Genomic DNA, 17,432 nt, shown 5'->3' with positions numbered 1-17,432 from the left:
CGCGCTTCATGCTTCTCATTCTTTGACAACGATTGCAAGAAAGATGACGGCATTTTTTCACAAATCCCTCGCATTTGTTGCAAATTGGCCACTTTACTGCCGTTTTTGATAGAAAATCTTCCCGGCTAGGACATGAGCCGACACTTTTTCGCACTTTTGTTTGCGAACGTTTGCAAACTTTGCTAAGGCAATACGTCGTTGTTTTCAACAGGGTGCACACACCCTTTCCCTCAGGCCATTTCCAGTATGACACTTCAGGCTTTCGATACGCTCGCATCCCCCTCGCGCGGACAGACCGTCAAGGCGGATCCGCTGTGGCGGTCGGCGGTGACCGAACTGACGCAGATCTATGGCGACCATTCAGGTTTTGCCCGTTGCCTGGAGGACATGGCAATCCGAATCGGCCGCGCTCGGTTTGAACGGCCTGCCGAACTGGCGGCATTGGATGCCGCACGCAGCGAGAGACCCGATTGGTACCTGAGGCCCGGCCGCCCAGCCTACTGCACCTATATTGACCGCTTTGCCGGCACGTTGAGGGGGACAATCCGTCACCTCGACCATCTGAAAGACCTCAATATCGGCATCTTTCACCCCCTCCCCTTGCTGAAACCGCGCGAGGGGGATTCCGACGGCGGCTTTGCCGTGGCCGACTATGGCGACGTTGATCCGCGGCTCGGCACAATGGACGACCTGCGCGACCTGGCCGCAGAACTAAGGGCGCGCGACATGTCGCTGGTGATTGACATGGTGTGCAATCACACGGCGCGCGAACACCCGTGGGCGCAGAAGATGCTGGCGGCAGATCCAGACTTCGCCGATTTTTACATCGTGTTGGAGGACCGCGCCGAGGTCGATGCCTGGGAAGTGGCACTGCAGGACGTCTTCCCCGGCACAGCTCCCGGAAGCTTCACCTATGATGCGCCAGCCGGCGGATGGGTGTGGACCACCTTCTATCCGTTCCAGTGGGATCTCAACTACGCCAATCCGCGCGTCTTTGTTGAGATGCTGGACAGCCTGTTATATCTCGCCAACGCGGGCGTTGAAGGGTTTCGCCTCGATTCAACGGCTTTTCTCTGGAAGCAAAAAGGCACTATCTGCCGCAATCTACCGCAGACCCACAATATTCTTCGTGCCTTGCGCTGCCTGGTGTCCCTGGTTGCCCCCTCCGTCTTCCTGTTGGCCGAGGCGATCGAATCCCAGGCTTCCGTCCTGCCCTTTTTCGGCACGCCACAGGCGCGCGAATGCGACCTCGCCTATAACAACGGCGTCATGACGGCCTTGTGGGGCGCAATGGCTGACCAAAAATCAGACGTCTTGGGCGCTGTTATCACGCGGGCGGGCGAGAAACCGGCGCACGGCCACTGGCTGAACTATGTCCGCTGCCATGACGACATTATCTGGCTGGCCCTGGCGGACACGGTGCCCATGGCGCGGCTGAAGGCCTGGTCTGACTTTTTCGGCGGTCAGGCGTCCTATGCGCGAGGCCTGGCGTTTCAAGCGCCCGATGGCTTCCCCGCCTCCGGCTGCGGCATGGCTGCCAGCCTGTGCGGCGGTCTCGACGATCCCCAGGCCGTGGCGCGTCTCAAAATGCTGTATGGAATCACCTACGCCCTGGAAGGAATCCCCCTGCTGTATATGGGCGATGAAATCGGACTGGAGAACTTTGAGAGCTTTCGCGACGACCCGGCCCTGCGCGATGAGTTGCGCTGGCTGCATCGCCCCGAAATGGACTGGGCGGCGGCGGCCCAAGCCCTGGAGCCATCGTCACCGCGCGCCGGCATATTGGGTTACCTCCAGAAACTGTCGGCCTTGCTCATGCGCCTCGATATCTTGCCCGGCCAGACCGTGAAATCGACGGGACGTGACGCCGTCCTTACCTTCGAACGGCCGATGGCCTCGGGTTGCTTTGTCTGTGAAGCGAACCTGTCTGACGTTGCGATTGACCTTTTGTGTAGCGGCGACATCTTGACCGGCGATCGCAGCGTCCTGCCGCCCTACGGCGTGCGCTGGTCAATGCGGGCGTTGTGACATGGCGCATTTTGCCTGTATCGAACTGGGTGGGACCAAGATCAACCTGGCTGCCGGCAGCGGCCCTGATGACATGTCTGCCGTGGTTCGCCTGCCCACGCTTGACCCGGCTTCAACGCTCGCTGCCATGGTTGAGCAACTCAGACATCTGGCCGGCGAAGGGGGCTTCGATGCCATCGGCGTCGCCAGCTTTGGGCCCATTGCCCTTACCCCCGGCACCTCCGCCTATGGTCACTTTCGCCAGACGCCCAAGCCCGGCTGGAGCGGTGCCGATCTTCTGGGCCCCATCAGGGATGCCTTTCCACAGACGCCGATCGCCCTGGACACGGATGTCAATGGCGCCGCCCTGGGCGAAGCGCGCTGGGGCGGCGCCGTGGGGCTCGACAGCTTCGCCTATGTCACCGTCGGTACAGGCATAGGCGTGGGCCTCGTTTGCAACGGCCGTCCGGTCCATGGCCTGCTCCATCCCGAGGCCGGCCATATCCGTGTACGCCGTCAACCGGACGACAGCTATGCCGGCCACTGCCCGTTTCATGGCGACTGCCTGGAGGGCCTGGCGTGCGGACCGGCTATCCAGGCGCGGACCGGCAAGGCCGGCGAAACCCTGGCTGCGGATGACCCGGTCTGGTCATTGACCGGCCGGTATCTGGCGGAGTTGTTCCACAGCCTGATTCTCATTGCGTCGCCCCAACGGATCCTGGTCGGCGGCGGCATTGGTCTCAATCCCGCGGTTCTGACGGCGGCCCGCGATGCAGCCCACAGCGGGCTGGGCGGCTATATCGAAGCCCTGGAGGATCGCAGCACCTTTGATGAATTCATCCAACCGGCACATTTGGGCGACCGGGCGGGCGTGATGGGCGCGCTGGCCCTGGCACAGGGCGCATCTCACGAACATCGCGCGCCATAAAGCCTTTGGGAGTCCGGCGACCGCAGACAATCCCCATACCCTGCGCGGCGGCGAGAGGCCGCCACCCTTGACCTGCGAATACGCCGAAACAGCTTTCTCGAAAACACGCTACGGGGAGAAGGTGCAGGCTCAATGACCCATAGCGAAGACGAAATCAATTACACCGCATCCCCTGAAAGCGCTCTATTTCGGCGGCTTTTTGGCCTCGAAGAACAGCATAAAACGGGCCAGCGGACGCTTGAAGGCGAACAGATAGGTGACATGGAGCACCACGACCAGCATCAACAGATTGCCGGACACTTCATGAACCTCACCCAGCCATCCACCGTCCCGATCATGGCCGCCACCAGCGCCTTCTCCTCGCTCTCCCTTGTCATTGTCGGCATCGCCCCGCTCAAAGACCGCACCGGGTGCGACCGTCGGTGAGGTGGTGACCGGCGAAACGAGCCGGGTCAATGTACGCCCCTTGTCCATGAACAGACCGGTCGCTGTTACGGTTAACAGGCAGGCGGCTATGGTCAGCAGCAGGGTCCGGCTGATTGCCGGATGGGTAGCCAGGTTATTGAGCTTCAGGCCTTCAAAATGTGGATAAAAGCGCATGAGTCCCAATTGATGCGCACCCGACAGGGCCATGCCCAGCCTGGCCAGCAAGACCGCAATGACGCCGTAGCCTAGCCAAATATGGATGCGCCCCCACTCTGTGGTAAGAAATGCCGCAGATACTAAAACCGCCAGCACGGCGTGATAGGTCCGAAGCTGATTCAAAGCTGTCATGGTACGTCCTCGATTCCGCGCGCCTGCGGGCCTTGCCCGTGAATGCTACCGACTAGAACCAGGTGCGTGTCTCCCTTTTGATCGACATCAATCCGAAGACAGCCTTGATGTAAACCTTACTATCCAGACGGCAGATGACCATTATGACATTGCAAACATACCGGGGTTTTCACGAGATTTCGGGCTCCAGGTGATCAAGTCCCGAAATCAGGAACGAACCCCGCGGTCCATAACCGTTGGCCCAAATCGAAGCCGCATTGTTCGGAAAACTTCGATGACAGAGCGCATCCCCAAAAGTGGAACGCACTTTTTGGGATGCGCGTAAAAACAAAAAATTAGCGTGCCGATCCGATTCTACCGGATCGAAACGCGCTCTAAGTTTGCTTCTGTGTCGCCCACTTTCCAGTTACGCGATCAATGAAGCTTTAGCTTGGGCCGTATAAAGCGATTTATGTGCCCCACCGAGATCACGGCTAAGCCCTTTATCCAGCCGTGCACCGCCAGGATATGCATCCGGTACAGGGACATATAGACGAACTTGGCCAGGCGGCCCTCGACCGCCAAGCGCCCACCGACAAGGCTACCCATCAGGGAGCCCACCGTGGAGAACCGGCTCAGCGATACAAGTGAGCCGTGATCGTGGTAGGCAAAGTGGACCAGCGGTTTTTGCTTCTGGAGACGGATCAGATTGACATAGGCTGTCTCGGCCATCTGGTGCGCCGCCTGGGCGCGCGGAGGAACTGGCTTTTCCTGGCCCGGAAGCTTGCAAAAAGCGCAGTCGCCTATGGCAAGGATGCGATCATCGCCGATAACCTGAAGCGTCGGTCGAACCACAACCTGGTTGGTTCGCGACATTTCCAGACCATCCAGGCCATTTTGGATCGGGACCGCCTTTACCCCGGCCGCCCAGACCTGGAGATCGGCCGGCACCTGGTCTCCACCCGCAATCTCCATCGCCGATAGCAGCGACGCCGTGACAGCGGTTCCGGTTCTGACCTTGACGCCGAGGGCTTCGAGCTCGGCTTTTGCCGCGTCAGACAAACGCTCGGGAAGCGCCGGCAAGATGCGTGGCCCGGCTTCCAGCAAGGTCACATCGAGCCGGCTGCGGTCAAAAACCTCCAGACCGTAATAGCTCAGGGCGTCTGCGGCGTTGTAGAGCTCCGCCGCCAGTTCGACGCCGGTGGCGCCTCCGCCCACGATGACGACCCTGACATGGGCGTCGGACGCCGGATCCGTCTGCATGGACCGCGACACGCGAAGGCACTGATTGAGCAGTTGATCGCGGAAAACATCGGCCTGTCCGCGACTGTCGATAAAGAGACAATTATCGGCCACGCCCGGCGTGCCGAAGTCGTTGGTCATCGAGCCATAGGCCAGGACCAGATAGTCGTACCTGATCGAGTGGGCCGCAACGACCTCGCGCCCCCTTGGGTCCAGGATCGGGCCAACGTACACGCGTCGCTGTTGGCGATCGATCCGGTCAAGCGTTCCGTGAAGATAGCGATAGCCCCAACGGTGGCAGTGGCCGCGGTAGCCCACCTCGTCGAGACTGGCGTCGAGCGATCCGGCTGCAACCTCGTGAAGCAAGGGCTTCCAGATGTGCGTGCGGTTGCGATCGATCAGGATGATGTCGTGATCGCGGCGCCCGAAATGGGCTCCCAGCTTTCGCACGAGCTCCAGACCGGCGGCGCCACCACCGACAACAACGATCTGGGTATTTTGCGTTGAGCGGACGACCATGTTCTCAACCTGAGGTGAAAGGCTTTTCAAGCCCGGTTCAAAAATCAGACGTACTGCAGGGAAGTGAGCCGCTTTCGTTGGCTGATGTCAAAAAACATGATGTTTCGAATTGCTGCGCTGCACATAAAGGTCATTCAGCGGCTTCGGTCGCTGGATCGTGTTGCACGCGAGGCCGGGATTTGCCTGGCGCGATTGCAAACACAGTCTTCGACCCGACCGAAGCACCAATCATAACATGGCGGAAAGACTCTTTTGATCACCGGTTAAGCCAACATCGGGCATCCTGTCCTCAGGTGCCGCCCGCGGGTCCGACCGCCGGGAGGTGAACCTTGCACAAGGGTGGCGTCATGTTTGAAGTTCCGCAGTCCGATAAGCATCGGATTCTCGTCGTCGATGACGACGAACACGTCCGGCTGCTGATCAAGGTCGTTCTCAGCCGCCGCGGCTATGACGTCGAAACCGCCCCCGGCGGCATCAGCGGACTGGCCGCGCTCAGCCTGTCCGATCCCGACCTCGTTCTGCTCGACATGAGCATGCCGGATATGGATGGCCTGACCTTTCTCGAAAAACGCGCCCAGGCCGAGCAGGTCCGGCACATTCCCGTTATCGTCCTTTCGGGCCGCAACAGCCGGCTCGACGTCGCCGCCGCCATGACCCTCGGTGCCAGCGACTATGTTGTCAAACCCTTCCAGCAGGACCGCCTGCTCAGCGATATCGCTCGCTTCCTGCCCCCCGCACCTGCGCCAAACGCCACAGCCTGCCACTAGAGCGCAATCCGATAAAGTGTGACGCACCTTTCGGACAAATTGCGCGACAAAACAAAAACTTAGAGCGAGATGGCGCTTCTACCAAAAGCCATCTCGCTATAGAGCGCAATCCGATAAAGTGGTGTCCACTTTATCGGATTGCGCTCTCGACTCAACGCGACACCATTACTCACCCGCCGGCCGGCTGCCGGAAATCAGACCGCTATGGATACCCTCGCGCACGGCCGCGCCGCGCGATCGAACCGACAGCTTGCGGTAAATGCCCTGGATGTATTCCGCCACCGTATAGGGCGAAATCCCCATGACCCGGGCCGCCTCCTTGCGGCTCAGACCCTGGGCGATCAGTTCGAGAAGTTGCTGTTCGCGCGCGCTCAGGGGTGATGCCGGCGCTGCGACGGAAGGCTCGTCCTCCCGCAGCAGGCTGAGCAGGTGGCCGGCAGCGCGCGGGCTGACTGGCGTCTCGCCGCCCAGGGTCGCGCGGACGCATTCGATCAGCTTGTCCGGTCCGGTGTCTTTCAACAGGTAGCCGTCCGCACCGGCGCGCAGGGTCTTCAGCACGCTGGCCCGGTCCTCGAACACAGTGATGACCAGGACACGTGCCTTGGGGTTCTGGGCCCGCAGCGCCTCGATGATCGGCAGGGCGCTACCATCGGGCAGGCCCAGGTCCAGCAGAACCAGATCGGGCCGCACAGCCAGCATTGCCAGTCCGTCCGCCAGGTCGGCTGCCGTCCCTGCGACCGCGATATCGGGGGCGCGTGACAAGGCATCGACCATGTAGCGCGAAAAGACCTCGTCATCTTCGACGATCAGCACCCGCGCCGGCCCGGTCATAGCGCCACCTCCTCGGCCGCCAGCCGGTTGAGCCCCGCGACCGCCACGGTGAATACGACGCGGGTGCCCTGCGCACCCGAGACGATGTCAAGCTGACCGCCCAGCCGTTTCGCGCGCGCTTTCATGTTACCCAGGCCTCGCCCGCCCTTTTCGCCTGGCACGAAGCCGCGACCATCGTCCCCGAGGCGCAAGGTCAGGACGCCGTCCGACACCCCGCCCTCCAGGGTGAGACGCGTCGCCACCGCATGCCGCAGGGCATTGCTGAGAGCCTCCTGCAGGATGCGCAGTATCTGCAAGGAGGCGCGCGGCCCTGGTCGCAGGCCGTCGCCATCGCCCAGGCTTAGATCAACGGCAAAGCCAAGACCGGCGCCTTCGATCTGGGAGCGGACTCTGTATTCGAAAGCGCGCAGGGCAGCCGAAAGTCCCTCCTCCGCCGAGTCGAGCGAGTCGACGATCAGGCGCAGGTCATCGATCGAGGTCTGCAACGAGGCTTCGATGGCAGGGGGTGCAATATGGCCGCCGCGGATCTGCAGCATGAGGCCCAGTAACTGCCCACCGATGCCGTCATGCATGTCGCGAACGATGCGCTGGCGTTCTTCAAGCAGGACCTGGCGTTGCATCAGTGTCTGCTGGCGTTCATGGCCGGCGCGCAGTTCATCTTCGCGGGCCTTGAGTGTTGCTTCCAGGACATCGTTGGCTGTGGCGACAACACGGCGCGACTCGCCGGCCTGACGCGCAATCGACAGCAGCATAGCCAAGCCCAGCAGGACCCCAACCACAGGCGACAGGTACAGCGTCAACGGCAGATTCGGCGCGAACGGCGCGGTCAGGTCGATCAGCGAGCTGACATGGTCGAGCGCGAAGGTCGACAGGCAGACCATGACGGCCAGACGCTCACCCCAGCGCGACGGCCGCAATACCGCCACGGCGCCGGCCAGAAGCAGCACAGCCAAAATGCCAACGCCCGCGATGACATAATGCGACAGGTCGAGGCTGAGATAGGTCAGGCGCGCAGCGAGCTCAGGGGCGACCAGCCCTGCGATCAGTTGCAATATCACCAGACTGGCCAGGACGAGCCCGCCCTGCGCCAGGCGCCGTAGCCACGCCTGCGGCAGGCCGAGATCACAATGGACATACCACAGAACGGCCAGGCTATTGCCCAGGCCGGCCAGCATCAAGAGGCAGACAATGACGTTCAGCGGCACCCCGAAGGTCGGGGTGAAGGAGAAAAGACAGGTGACCACGGCGCTGGACAGCAGCAGCGCCACCAGGGCTCGTGCCCGGCGACGGTCCCCGGCTGGCCAGTCAATAACCAGGACCAGCAGAGCGGTAAAGCCAAGGATGAAGATCCCGCCCAGGGCCAGGTCGACGGTGAAAAACGTCTTCCAGCGATAGGCCGCGCCCAGATCCTCGGCCGGGCCGATGGCAAACTCCGGCAGGGCATAGGCATAGCCAAAGCGACTCTGTTCGACGGTAATGACATTTTTACCGGACTTTAGGGCCCGCGCCGGCAGGACATAGAGGCCGGGTTCCGAATTGACCACGCCCCGAACCTTGTTGAGCGCCAGTTGCGGCTGAACCAGGTGGCCATTGACAAGGATTTCGTGAATCTGCTCGCGGATCGAGAGATAGAGCGCCTGAGGTTTGGCCGGGTCGGTGACCTCAAACGACAGCGAATAGACGATAGCTATATCGCTGTCACCGGCGCGGACGACATAACCGTCAGTGCCTTCGTGGCCGGCCTTTGCGGGGGTCCCCAAAGCGCCGTCTTCCCCGCGCATGCGATACGCGACTTCGGCCTGGCTGGCGATACCGGCCGGCCGCGACAACCGCTCGGCCGTCGTGATCATGGCCCACAGCAGGACCTGAGAGGCAATCAGAACGGCCACCAGAATGGCAGCGCGCACGGCCAGGCTGCGCGGATCGGAGAGGTCCCCGATCCGCGCCACGGTGCGCCATGCCTTGGCCAGCTGGACTTCCCCTGTCATGCCCATAGCAAGTGTGTAACCTGTTTGGGTAAATCAGAGAATAAAGTCGCTCAGGTCGAGTTGGCTCAACTGGGTGTTTCCGATCACCAAAGTGAAGGTGGCACCGCTACCGTCGTGGAAAGTTGTGACGACGTCAGAGCCAACCTGCGTCAAGCCATTGTCGTACCATACGGTCGCCACATAGTCGCCCAGGCCGGGGTCATAGACATACCCGAAGGCCGACAAGTCGATCAGGTCCAGTCCGTCATCGAACTGGCCAATAACAAGGCATTGGGCGCCGCCGCCCGATACCGGTGTGGCGACGAAAACATCGCTGCTCGGCACATAAGCCGGCGCCGGAAGAGTCGGTGCGGGGTGAAGGAAATCAGCTGCCGTCAAGCTGGCACGGCCGACATTGTTGAGCGTCACCGTCACAGTCTGCGAGGCTCCCGTCAGTGTCAGGACGGTGTTGGCGCCCTGCTGCGCAGCACTTGCCGACCACAGCGCGCTTTGACCGCTCTGGTCGAAATAGAAGGACAGGTCGATAATGTCGGAACCCTGGGTAAAGTCGTTGATGACGACATTGCCGCTGTTGGTGGCAATGACGAAGCTGTCATTGCCTGCCCCGCCGGTCAGGCTGTCATTACCACCGCTCGCGGTCAGCCAGTCGGCACCGCCCTGACCTTCCAGGGTATCGTGGCCGCCGCGTCCATCGATCAGGTTGGCGCCGTTGTCGCCACGCAAAAAGTCGTTGGAATTACCGCCCAGAATGTCCTCAAAGCCCGTCGCTGTGCCGGCATTGCTATTGTTGATGTAGTACGTCCCCTGCAAAAGACTGACCTGGACCGGACCGGCGTTAATAAGGTCAAGCACGTCCCTGCCACTGCCACCCACCAGTTCGTCATAACCATAGGACACGAGGAAGCGGTCGTCGCCCCCACCGCCATGGAGCTTGTTGGCGCTGGCATTACCCTGCAGGACATCGCCGAAATCCGACCCCATGATGTTTTCGATGCCGTTCAGCGTATCGCTGCCCTGGCCGGTGACGATGCCGGTGTTGAGATTGGCGACAATAGCCGCACCGCCGGTATAGGTCGCCCAATCCTGACCCAGACCGCCATACAGCCGGTCATTGCCGGCACCGCCGATCAGGTTGTCATTGCCCGACCCGCCGTAAAGGCTATCATGTCCTGCCCCGCCATAGAGGACGTCATGGTCATTGCCGCCATCGATCAGGTCATCGCCGTCGCCGCCATCCAGCACGTCATTGCCGTTGCGGCCGTTGATTTGATCCGCCAGGTTCGAACCGGTGATCAGGTTGTCAGAATTGTTGCCATTATAGAGCGCCATCTTGTCCTCCGAGCCTTGCTTTGTTGCGCAAGTATCGGTGGCAAGCGCCCCTCGCTTCAATCCCTTCGGACGAGGGGGGCGGTAAAGGCGATGGCTTCACCGGCCAGATAAGCCGGTATCTCCAACGCCGGCATGGGGCGGGCGAACAGGTAGCCCTGCGCCAGGTCACCGTTGAGACCGGCCAGGACCTCCAGTTGCTCAGCGGTTTCGACGCCTTCGATCACCGAAGTGAGCCCAAAATCCAGGCATAGCGAGGTCAGGCTTTTGACGATCTTGCGGCTCGCCGGGTTGGTGTCGAGATCGGCGACGAAGCTGCGGTCGACCTTAATTCGATCCAGCGGCAGCCGGTGAACATAGTTCAGTGACGAATAGCCGGTGCCGAAGTCATCCAGCGACACCTGGCAGCCCAGGGCTTTCAGTGCCGTAATTGACTGATGGGCGCGTTCGAAATCCGCCGCCATGGCGGTCTCGGTGATTTCGAAGTCGATGCGTTTCGGGTCGATACCACTGGCATGGACGATAGCGATCAGCCGCACGACGCCCTCGGCGGCGCAGATATCGTGGGCGGACAGATTGAAGGAAAGCCCGATAGCCGACGGCCACGTGCGGGCTTCGCGCAGCGCCTTTTCGAGAAGTACACGGGTCACCGTGCCTATCAGACCGGCCCGTTCGGCGGCCGGAATGAAAACCGCCGGCCCGACTCGCCCCAATGTTGGATTGTCCCAGCGCGCCAGGGCTTCGAAGCCGACGGTGCCACCGGTGCGCAGGTCGATCAGGGGTTGATAGACCAGAGAGAGCTCTGCCGACAGATCGGCCGCCTGCAGATTGCGCTCGACGACACTCTGATTGATGATTTCGGCCTGGTGTTCCGCGGAAAACAGGACGGTCTGCCCCCGCAGGTGCCGTTTGGCATGGTAGAGGGCATAGTCGGCGCACTCGAAAAGGCTTTCAGCGCTGTCACCGGACCGTGGCCATTGCGCGAAACCAACCGAACAAGCCATCTGGGCATGGGCTTGACCCGTGCGGAAGGGCCGTGACATCACTTCTGTCAGCCGCCGCCCCAGATCTTCCAGATCGGTCGCGGTCATGTCGCCCTGGACGATGAGGCCGAATTCATCGCCCCCCAGGCGGTAGACCGCGGCCTTCAGCGGGCGCGTTGCTGCAACAATCGCACCGAAACGCTCGGCGGCTTCAACCAGGACGCGGTCGCCGACAGCATGGCCGAACGTATCATTTACCGGCTTGAAGCCATCCAGATCGATGACGCCGATTGCCAAAGGCATGCGGCTGTCGCGCACGACGTCGAAGGCGGCTTCGGCATCGTAAAAGAAGCGTCGCCGGTTCGCCAGGCCGGTCAGGGCGTCAATATTGGCGATGCGAAAGTTTTCATTGGACAGGGCCTGGGTTTCGGCCTGTTGGCGGGTCAAGTCACGGCGCGACGCGATCAGGGCCTTAAAGTCACGATAGTGGGTCAGCAGAACGCTGATCATCGCCATGCAGACCAGCGCCAGATTGACAGCAATTGCCCGTTCGGTCGGTCCGCCTTTGGCCATGAGGAAGAGGATATAGGGGACGATAACGATCAGGGTCACCGCGATGGCCGCCGATCTCAGGTGCATCAGACAGAAGATGCAGCCAATCACGGTCAGCGCCATATAGAAGATGACATGCCCCTGGGCGTGGGCGTCGCCATAACCGTACAGGTTGAGACCCCAGGTGGAGAGCGCCACGGACAAGAGCGCGGCCAGGACATTGGTAAGTCGCAGGTGATGCAGGGCGACTTCGTGCGAGACGGGCTTGCCCCCGGCGCGCAGCCACCATACGAAACGCCCGACGCAGATCAGACACACCGCCACGGGCAGGTACACCGACAGCCACAGCGGTGCGCGCGAAGAAAAGGTATAGCTGACCGCCAGGGTGCTGACGGTCAGGATAAAGTAGAGGGTGGGCATCTGCCTGCAGAAGGCGCGAAACTGCGCCTGTACCAGTTCCGGGCTGTCGCCGGAAACGGTAAAAAGCTCTCTCAATCTGCCTATGAAGGTTTTCAACACGGCGCCATCCGTTCAAGACCAGGCGTCACTATAACAGACTGATATAAAAGAGGACTTAATGCACAGTCAGGCCCGGTCTCGGATTTCGCTCAAGTACCAAGCCTCACAAAAAATGACGCTTGGTATTCGCATTTTTTCAACTCAAACGCCGGACTAGGCGCCCCAGAAACATACGCTGGCGCGCTTGCCAACCCGCGGTGTGTCAAGAATTTCGCGGGTTGGTATAATTTTTACCTTATCGCGCAATGTATCCGAAAAGTGCCTCACACTTTATTGAATTGCGCTCTTGTCCGAAGCCTCGCCGGTCGGGGTTTTCTTGCGTCCGGATGGTATATAGACACCCGTAACCTTGTCGAATATGAAGCCGGAGGCCTGAATTCGGTCGCCATACTCTGCACACGGATCGTTGGCCGCGGTGTAGGTTTTTTGCTGCGGCAGCGGGTCTGGTGACATCACGCGCGCTACATCGTCCGCGAAGGGTTCCGCGAATTGCAGTGCATCGCCCAGACGCGACAGGGACGGCGAGTCGGTACCGACGGCCTGAGCCTGACGGGCCCAGACAATAGCGGCGATCTGACGCTTGTCGGCCGTCATCTCGGCTTCGCCACCCAGACCACCGAGGCTTCCGGGCAGCCGCACCCCCAGGGGTCCGGGAATGAAGAAGTTCACCGCCGCGGCGGCGCCTGACCCGGCTGTGCCCGTCGGCTCGAACCACGTCACCGCTGACGTCACCTCGGCATCGCTTTGCCCCGGTTCACGGACCAGTTCGTAACGCTCGGCCAGTTCAAAGCACAACTGCGCCTCGACCTCGGCCAGCACCAGTTCCTTTTCGTCGTCTTTCAGCGTGTAACGCGCCGCGTCACCGGTCACCAGCTCCGTCGGATGCAGGTAGACGCGCTTAACCTGCGCCAGGGCCGGACCGTCGCGATATTCCGTGGTCGTGGTCCTTCCCGTCTTGCCGGGCTTCAACTGGTCCGAAGACGACAGGGTCGATGCGGTCGTCAGGGGCGCGCTGGCGCAACCGCCCAGCAGCAAGGTGGTCACACCGGCCATGACGGCACAGAGGTAAAGGTTCATCGCTGAGCTCACTCCAGTGATCGTTAACGATCATACGCACCGCCACGGTCAACGGACCATCGGCGCGGCCAATATTCCGCGACCCCTCGCTCAACTCACGCGGCCGTCAAGCAGGGTGATGCGCCGCGTGCAGCGCGCGGCAACGCTTTCGTCGTGGGTGCAGATCAGAAAGGTCGCTCCATCCGCCTTATTGACCTCGCGCATCAGGTCCAGAACCCGGTCCGCCGACTCGCGGTCGAGATTACCGGTCGGTTCATCGGCGATCACCAGATCGGGCGCGTTCATCAGCGCGCGGGCAATGGCAACGCGCTGTTTCTGCCCGCCCGAAAGGCGCTTGGCGCCAAAGTCGACGCGATCGGACAATCCGACCCGGCCCAGCAATTCGCCTGCGCGTTCACGCATTTGCCGTGACAGGCCGCCCGCCGGCGCCGCCGCCGGAAAGGCGACATTCTCCAGCGCTGTAAAATCCGGCAAGAGATGATGGAACTGAAAGACAAAGCCCAGGCGCGTATTGCGGAAATGGCTGCGTTCCTTTTCGGACAGGCCGTCGATCGCCTGGCCGCTGATCGTCAGCGTGCCGGCGCTGGGGCGCAGCAACAGACCAACAATCGACAGCAGCGTTGACTTGCCGGAGCCCGACGCGCCCAAAAGGGCGACCATCTCCCCTGGCTCCAGATCAAGATCGATCCCTTTCAGCACCTGGGTGTCTTCGTCCCCGTTGTGAAAGGTCTTTTCGATGCCGCGCGCCTCCAGCAGACGGGTCATTGCTGTATCGCCTCCAGGGGATCGATTTGCGACGCGGCGCGGGCGGGCAGAACCGAGGCAATGACGGCACCCAGCGTCGTCAGAACAATCGCCGCAACATAGCCGCCCTGCTCCGGCGCGATCGGCAGGGCCGCGGTGCCATCGGCGCGGGTCAAGCCTGCCAGCCAGGTGCACAAACCATAGCCCGTGGCGCAGCCGATGGCGGCGCCCGCCAGCCCGATCAACAGCCCCTGAAGCAGGAATATCCAGGCGATGAAGCCCGACGGTATGCCAAAGGCGCGCATGATGCCGACTTCCGGCCGCCGCCTGTATGCCGACAGGACCAGAGCGCTGGCCACACCGATAACAATGGAGATGAGCGAAAAGATCTGGATCAGCGTACCGGTCTGTCCCTGGGACTTGAGGGCGCCTTCCAGGTCGAGGTTCTTGTCCTGCCAGGAAATCGCCCGCAAACCGGTCGCTTCGGCCAGGAAACCGGCTTCCTCACGCGCGGTCGTCGGATCGTTCAGTTTGATCTCGATCTTGGTGACGCCCTCGGGGAGGTCAAACAGGGGACGGGCGGTTTGCAACGACAGAAAGGCAACGCGCTCGTCCAGGCTTTGCAGCCCGGTGCGGTAGACGCCCTTGACGGTCAGTTGCCGCTCGGCATTGCGCTCGGTCCGCAACAACACGACCTGGCCGGCATAGAGCCCCAATTCCTGGGCAAGGCGCTCACCGATCAGCAGTCCGTCAGCGCCCAGCGCATTGCTGCCGCTGATGATCTTGGTCGAGATCGGCGTAATGGCGTCGATGCCCTGCGGCTCCAGGCCGATGACCTCGACCTGGGCGACCGCTTCGCCGCGGACCAGGAATCCGCTACCCGTGATCTGGGGGCTAATCGCGATGACGGACGGTTCGGCGCGCAACAGGCCCTCGATCCGCGGCCAGTCGCGGATTTGCCGCCTCTGTACGGTGGAGACCAGGGCCACGGATTCGATGGGTTGCGCACCCGGCAAAACCCGCGCCACGCGGGTCGGTGGGTCCAGCGTAACGTGGGCGCTGTTGCCCGTCACCTGATCGGTCAGCAGGATCGCCAGGCCGGCAATCAGGGCGGTGATGAAGATGAAGACCGTGACGCCCAGGGCAACGCCGGCCACCAGCAGAACGGTCTGCAGCGGATTGGAGAACAGGTAGCGACGCGCAACGGTAAAGGCGAACATGATGTCATTGCCCGCCGGCGGGGACAGGGCGGACCCGTTGTTCGTTGCGGACCAACGACGGGTCTAGGACGATGCGGTCACCCGCTTTCAGGCCCTTTTCCACAATGGCATTGACGGAGGGCCAGCGCAGGATGGCCACCTCGCGCACACGCACGACGCCCTCGTTGTCGACGACATAGACCTTCGGACCGGCGGTTGCGTCCATAACGGCCTTGCGCGGGATCACAATGGCGTTCGGACGTTGGCTGAGCACCACAGTAACGTCAACCGAACGGCCCGGCGGCAAGACAGCAGTGGTGTCAGGGACCAGCCGGACCTGGCGCCCCCCGGTCGAAGCGTCGACCCTCGGCGACACTTCGCTTAGCCGGGCGCCAAACATCGTCTCGGAACCCGACAGGGCGGCGCGCGCCGGCATACCTGGCTGCAGATCGTCGGCATAGGTTTCGTCGACCTCCGCCCAGATCTCCGTGCCGGCATCCGAGCCCACCTCGAACAGGGTTTCGCCGGCTGCGACGACCTGACCATTGTCGATGGGGCGAAGCAGAACCGTGCCGTCCATGGGCGCCCGGATGGTGAACTCACGCGTGCGTTCGGCAGCCGCCTTCACGTCAGCGATAGCGGCGGCCAGATTGGCCTCGGCGGCATTGAGCTTGGCGCGCGCAATGTCCAGCGCGGCGGGGGCAGCGAACCCCTTGTCGGCCAGCGTTCGCGTCCGGTCATAGGACTGCCGCGCCTCCACGGCCTCGGCGCGCACGGCGCGCTCGCGGGCGGCATTGGCCTGGGTCTGGGCCTGTTCGACGGTCGAGCGTACAACCGCCAACGCCGCGCCTGCCTCGACGCGGTCGCCATTGTCGGCCAGAAGCTGAATAACCTGTCCGGCATTTAACGACGTCACCTGGACCAGGTCGGCTGGGCGGACGCGGCCGACGACCGAAAGCCCGATTTCGGTTGTGGCGGGTTTAATCTCCAGGACAGCGACCGTGGTGGGACGCGATACCATAAACCAAACGGCGCCGGCGAGGAGGCAGGCAGCCACAACACCAAGGATAAAAAGCCAGGACTTTGGCCGCGACTTTGCAAGCATTCGGGTCTCCAGGTGGTATCCGGTGCTTACCGGTAGGCTTCGGGCAATCGTAAAGCAATGGCTTTATCCCGTCCGGTACGATCCCGGAAGAACCGCAGATCACTCGGGCGTGGAGTGACCAGGCAAACCACAATCAGGAAGTCTGGGCAGGAAGTCTGGGCAGGAATTCTGGGCACAAATTCTGGGAACAAATTCTGGGCACAAATTCAGTGAAAGGTTTCCATTTACCCGAACATCTGCCTGCACGGTTTCCCCAGGGCTGGATGTCGGCTATCGAACTGCGGACAAGTTCCCAGACCGCTGTTTACCCATTTTCAGACGACCGTGTGATGCAGGACGAGAGCGAAATCCGATAAAGTGGACGCCACCGCACGGGCGTCCCCGTTTCCGGAAAACTTGCGCGACAAAACAAAACGTTAGGGCGGGGCTTTGATTCCATCTAAACGCGTCCCGCCCTGGGATCTCGCCGTTTGGAGGCGCTTACGCCGCATCTCCAGTTCATGACTGATCATGCCCCCTGTCAGTGCCACCAGCATGCCATAGGCGCCCCACAACATGATCCCCGTGACATAGGTCACCACATTGACCTGACCAATCATGCCGGCGATATGACACAGCACCGCTGCCATGGCGAAGGCCGCCGCAAACAAGGTCCATATCTTGCGGGTCACCGCCGAGAGGACGATAAACGCCAGCATCATCAGGGCATCGATGACGAAAACCCATATGCCCGGTCCGTTACCGTCGCGGCTCTGGGAAAAGAAGGTCGCCGCCCACGCCAAACCGTAAATGGCGGCGCCGCATCTTTCCGCGGGGCCGCCACGCACGAGGGCATAGGGTACGATGATAAATCCCCAGAATCGGGAGACGATAGCCCAGGTATAATACATGC

General features: G+C 61.7%; 14 protein-coding genes. 3 read left to right on the top strand and 11 right to left on the bottom strand.

All coding sequences use genetic code 11. The annotated features are described in order from the left end of the window. Positions 1-246: 246 nt before the first annotated feature. Together ABAC402_RS35340 and ABAC402_RS35335 are read left to right on the top strand one after the other, a co-directional pair. A complete protein-coding gene (locus tag ABAC402_RS35340; RefSeq protein ID WP_023450605.1) occupies positions 247-2,028 on the top strand; it encodes an alpha-amylase family glycosyl hydrolase in 1,782 nt (593 codons plus the stop codon). Between the two features lies 1 nt (position 2,029). After that, positions 2,030-2,935 carry an ROK family protein gene (locus ABAC402_RS35335; protein WP_023450604.1) on the top strand — a complete coding sequence of 302 codons (906 nt, stop codon included), beginning with the start codon at positions 2,030-2,032 and terminating at the stop codon, positions 2,933-2,935. Positions 2,936-3,118: 183 nt separating this feature from the next. Here ABAC402_RS35335 and ABAC402_RS35330 read toward each other — a convergent pair whose 3' ends face one another. Continuing rightward, positions 3,119-3,709 carry a cytochrome b/b6 domain-containing protein gene (locus tag ABAC402_RS35330; protein ID WP_023450603.1) on the bottom strand — a complete coding sequence of 197 codons (591 nt, stop codon included), beginning with the start codon at positions 3,707-3,709 and terminating at the stop codon, positions 3,119-3,121. Positions 3,710-4,123: 414 nt separating this feature from the next. After that, positions 4,124-5,449 (bottom strand): NAD(P)/FAD-dependent oxidoreductase, encoded by a 1,326-nt coding sequence (locus tag ABAC402_RS35325; RefSeq protein WP_023450601.1) that lies wholly within the window; start codon positions 5,447-5,449, stop codon positions 4,124-4,126. Between the two features lie 347 nt (positions 5,450-5,796). Here ABAC402_RS35325 and ABAC402_RS35320 point away from each other — a divergent pair, with 347 nt between their 5' ends. Further along, the gene (locus tag ABAC402_RS35320; RefSeq protein WP_023450600.1) at positions 5,797-6,216 is read left to right on the top strand and encodes a response regulator; all 420 of its coding nucleotides are present in this window, start codon (positions 5,797-5,799) and stop codon (positions 6,214-6,216) included. A 165-nt stretch (positions 6,217-6,381) separates the two neighbouring features. Here ABAC402_RS35320 and ABAC402_RS35315 read toward each other — a convergent pair whose 3' ends face one another. The 9 genes from ABAC402_RS35315 to ABAC402_RS35275 form a co-directional block, all read right to left on the bottom strand. After that, on the bottom strand, positions 6,382-7,047 hold the full coding sequence (locus ABAC402_RS35315) for a response regulator transcription factor (protein WP_023450599.1): 666 nt from the start codon (positions 7,045-7,047) through the stop codon (positions 6,382-6,384). Beyond that, a complete protein-coding gene (locus ABAC402_RS35310; protein ID WP_162148533.1) occupies positions 7,044-9,035 on the bottom strand; it encodes an ATP-binding protein in 1,992 nt (663 codons plus the stop codon). The genes ABAC402_RS35315 and ABAC402_RS35310 overlap by 4 nt, the downstream gene beginning before the upstream one ends. Before the next feature lie 33 nt (positions 9,036-9,068). Then, the gene (locus tag ABAC402_RS35305) at positions 9,069-10,364 is read right to left on the bottom strand and encodes a calcium-binding protein (protein ID WP_023450597.1); all 1,296 of its coding nucleotides are present in this window, start codon (positions 10,362-10,364) and stop codon (positions 9,069-9,071) included. A gap of 56 nt (positions 10,365-10,420) precedes the next feature. Next, positions 10,421-12,415 (bottom strand): bifunctional diguanylate cyclase/phosphodiesterase, encoded by a 1,995-nt coding sequence (locus ABAC402_RS35300; RefSeq protein WP_235079990.1) that lies wholly within the window; start codon positions 12,413-12,415, stop codon positions 10,421-10,423. A gap of 270 nt (positions 12,416-12,685) precedes the next feature. Next, positions 12,686-13,492, bottom strand: coding sequence for a DUF3313 family protein (locus ABAC402_RS35295; protein ID WP_023450595.1), 807 nt, complete (start codon positions 13,490-13,492; stop codon positions 12,686-12,688). Between the two features lie 90 nt (positions 13,493-13,582). After that, entirely contained in the window at positions 13,583-14,257 is a 675-nt protein-coding gene (locus ABAC402_RS35290; RefSeq protein WP_023450594.1) for an ABC transporter ATP-binding protein, read from the bottom strand. Further along, entirely contained in the window at positions 14,254-15,456 is a 1,203-nt protein-coding gene (locus tag ABAC402_RS35285; RefSeq protein WP_023450593.1) for an ABC transporter permease, read from the bottom strand. Before ABAC402_RS35285 ends, ABAC402_RS35290 begins: the two co-directional genes overlap by 4 nt. A 4-nt stretch (positions 15,457-15,460) precedes the next feature. Then, positions 15,461-16,456, bottom strand: coding sequence for an efflux RND transporter periplasmic adaptor subunit (locus ABAC402_RS35280; protein WP_155847444.1), 996 nt, complete (start codon positions 16,454-16,456; stop codon positions 15,461-15,463). A gap of 500 nt (positions 16,457-16,956) precedes the next feature. Beyond that, positions 16,957-17,430: a hypothetical protein gene (locus ABAC402_RS35275; protein ID WP_023450591.1), complete on the bottom strand. Its 474-nt coding sequence runs from the start codon at positions 17,428-17,430 to the stop codon at positions 16,957-16,959. Between the last annotated feature and the right edge of the window lie 2 nt (positions 17,431-17,432).

Source organism: Asticcacaulis sp. AC402 (assembly GCF_000495835.1).
In the GTDB taxonomy this organism is placed as follows: Bacteria; Pseudomonadota; Alphaproteobacteria; order Caulobacterales; family Caulobacteraceae; genus Asticcacaulis.
This window is presented reverse-complemented; position numbering and strand designations above follow the sequence as displayed.

Excerpts from the sequence above, each read along its gene's own strand:
- ABAC402_RS35320 (WP_023450600.1), top strand. The coding sequence starts at position 5,797 with ATGTTTGAAGTTCCGCAGTCCGATAAGCATCGGATTCTCGTCGTCGAT.
- ABAC402_RS35275 (WP_023450591.1), bottom strand. The coding sequence starts at position 17,430 with ATGTATTATACCTGGGCTATCGTCTCCCGATTCTGGGGATTTATCATC.
- ABAC402_RS35315 (WP_023450599.1), bottom strand. The coding sequence starts at position 7,047 with ATGACCGGGCCGGCGCGGGTGCTGATCGTCGAAGATGACGAGGTCTTT.
- ABAC402_RS35310 (WP_162148533.1), bottom strand. The coding sequence starts at position 9,035 with ATGACAGGGGAAGTCCAGCTGGCCAAGGCATGGCGCACCGTGGCGCGG.
- ABAC402_RS35305 (WP_023450597.1), bottom strand. The coding sequence starts at position 10,364 with ATGGCGCTCTATAATGGCAACAATTCTGACAACCTGATCACCGGTTCG.
- ABAC402_RS35285 (WP_023450593.1), bottom strand. The coding sequence starts at position 15,456 with ATGTTCGCCTTTACCGTTGCGCGTCGCTACCTGTTCTCCAATCCGCTG.
- ABAC402_RS35280 (WP_155847444.1), bottom strand. The coding sequence starts at position 16,456 with ATGGTATCGCGTCCCACCACGGTCGCTGTCCTGGAGATTAAACCCGCC.
- ABAC402_RS35330 (WP_023450603.1), bottom strand. The coding sequence starts at position 3,709 with ATGACAGCTTTGAATCAGCTTCGGACCTATCACGCCGTGCTGGCGGTT.
- ABAC402_RS35340 (WP_023450605.1), top strand. The coding sequence starts at position 247 with ATGACACTTCAGGCTTTCGATACGCTCGCATCCCCCTCGCGCGGACAG.
- ABAC402_RS35335 (WP_023450604.1), top strand. The coding sequence starts at position 2,030 with ATGGCGCATTTTGCCTGTATCGAACTGGGTGGGACCAAGATCAACCTG.
- ABAC402_RS35290 (WP_023450594.1), bottom strand. The coding sequence starts at position 14,257 with ATGACCCGTCTGCTGGAGGCGCGCGGCATCGAAAAGACCTTTCACAAC.
- ABAC402_RS35295 (WP_023450595.1), bottom strand. The coding sequence starts at position 13,492 with ATGAACCTTTACCTCTGTGCCGTCATGGCCGGTGTGACCACCTTGCTG.
- ABAC402_RS35325 (WP_023450601.1), bottom strand. The coding sequence starts at position 5,449 with ATGGTCGTCCGCTCAACGCAAAATACCCAGATCGTTGTTGTCGGTGGT.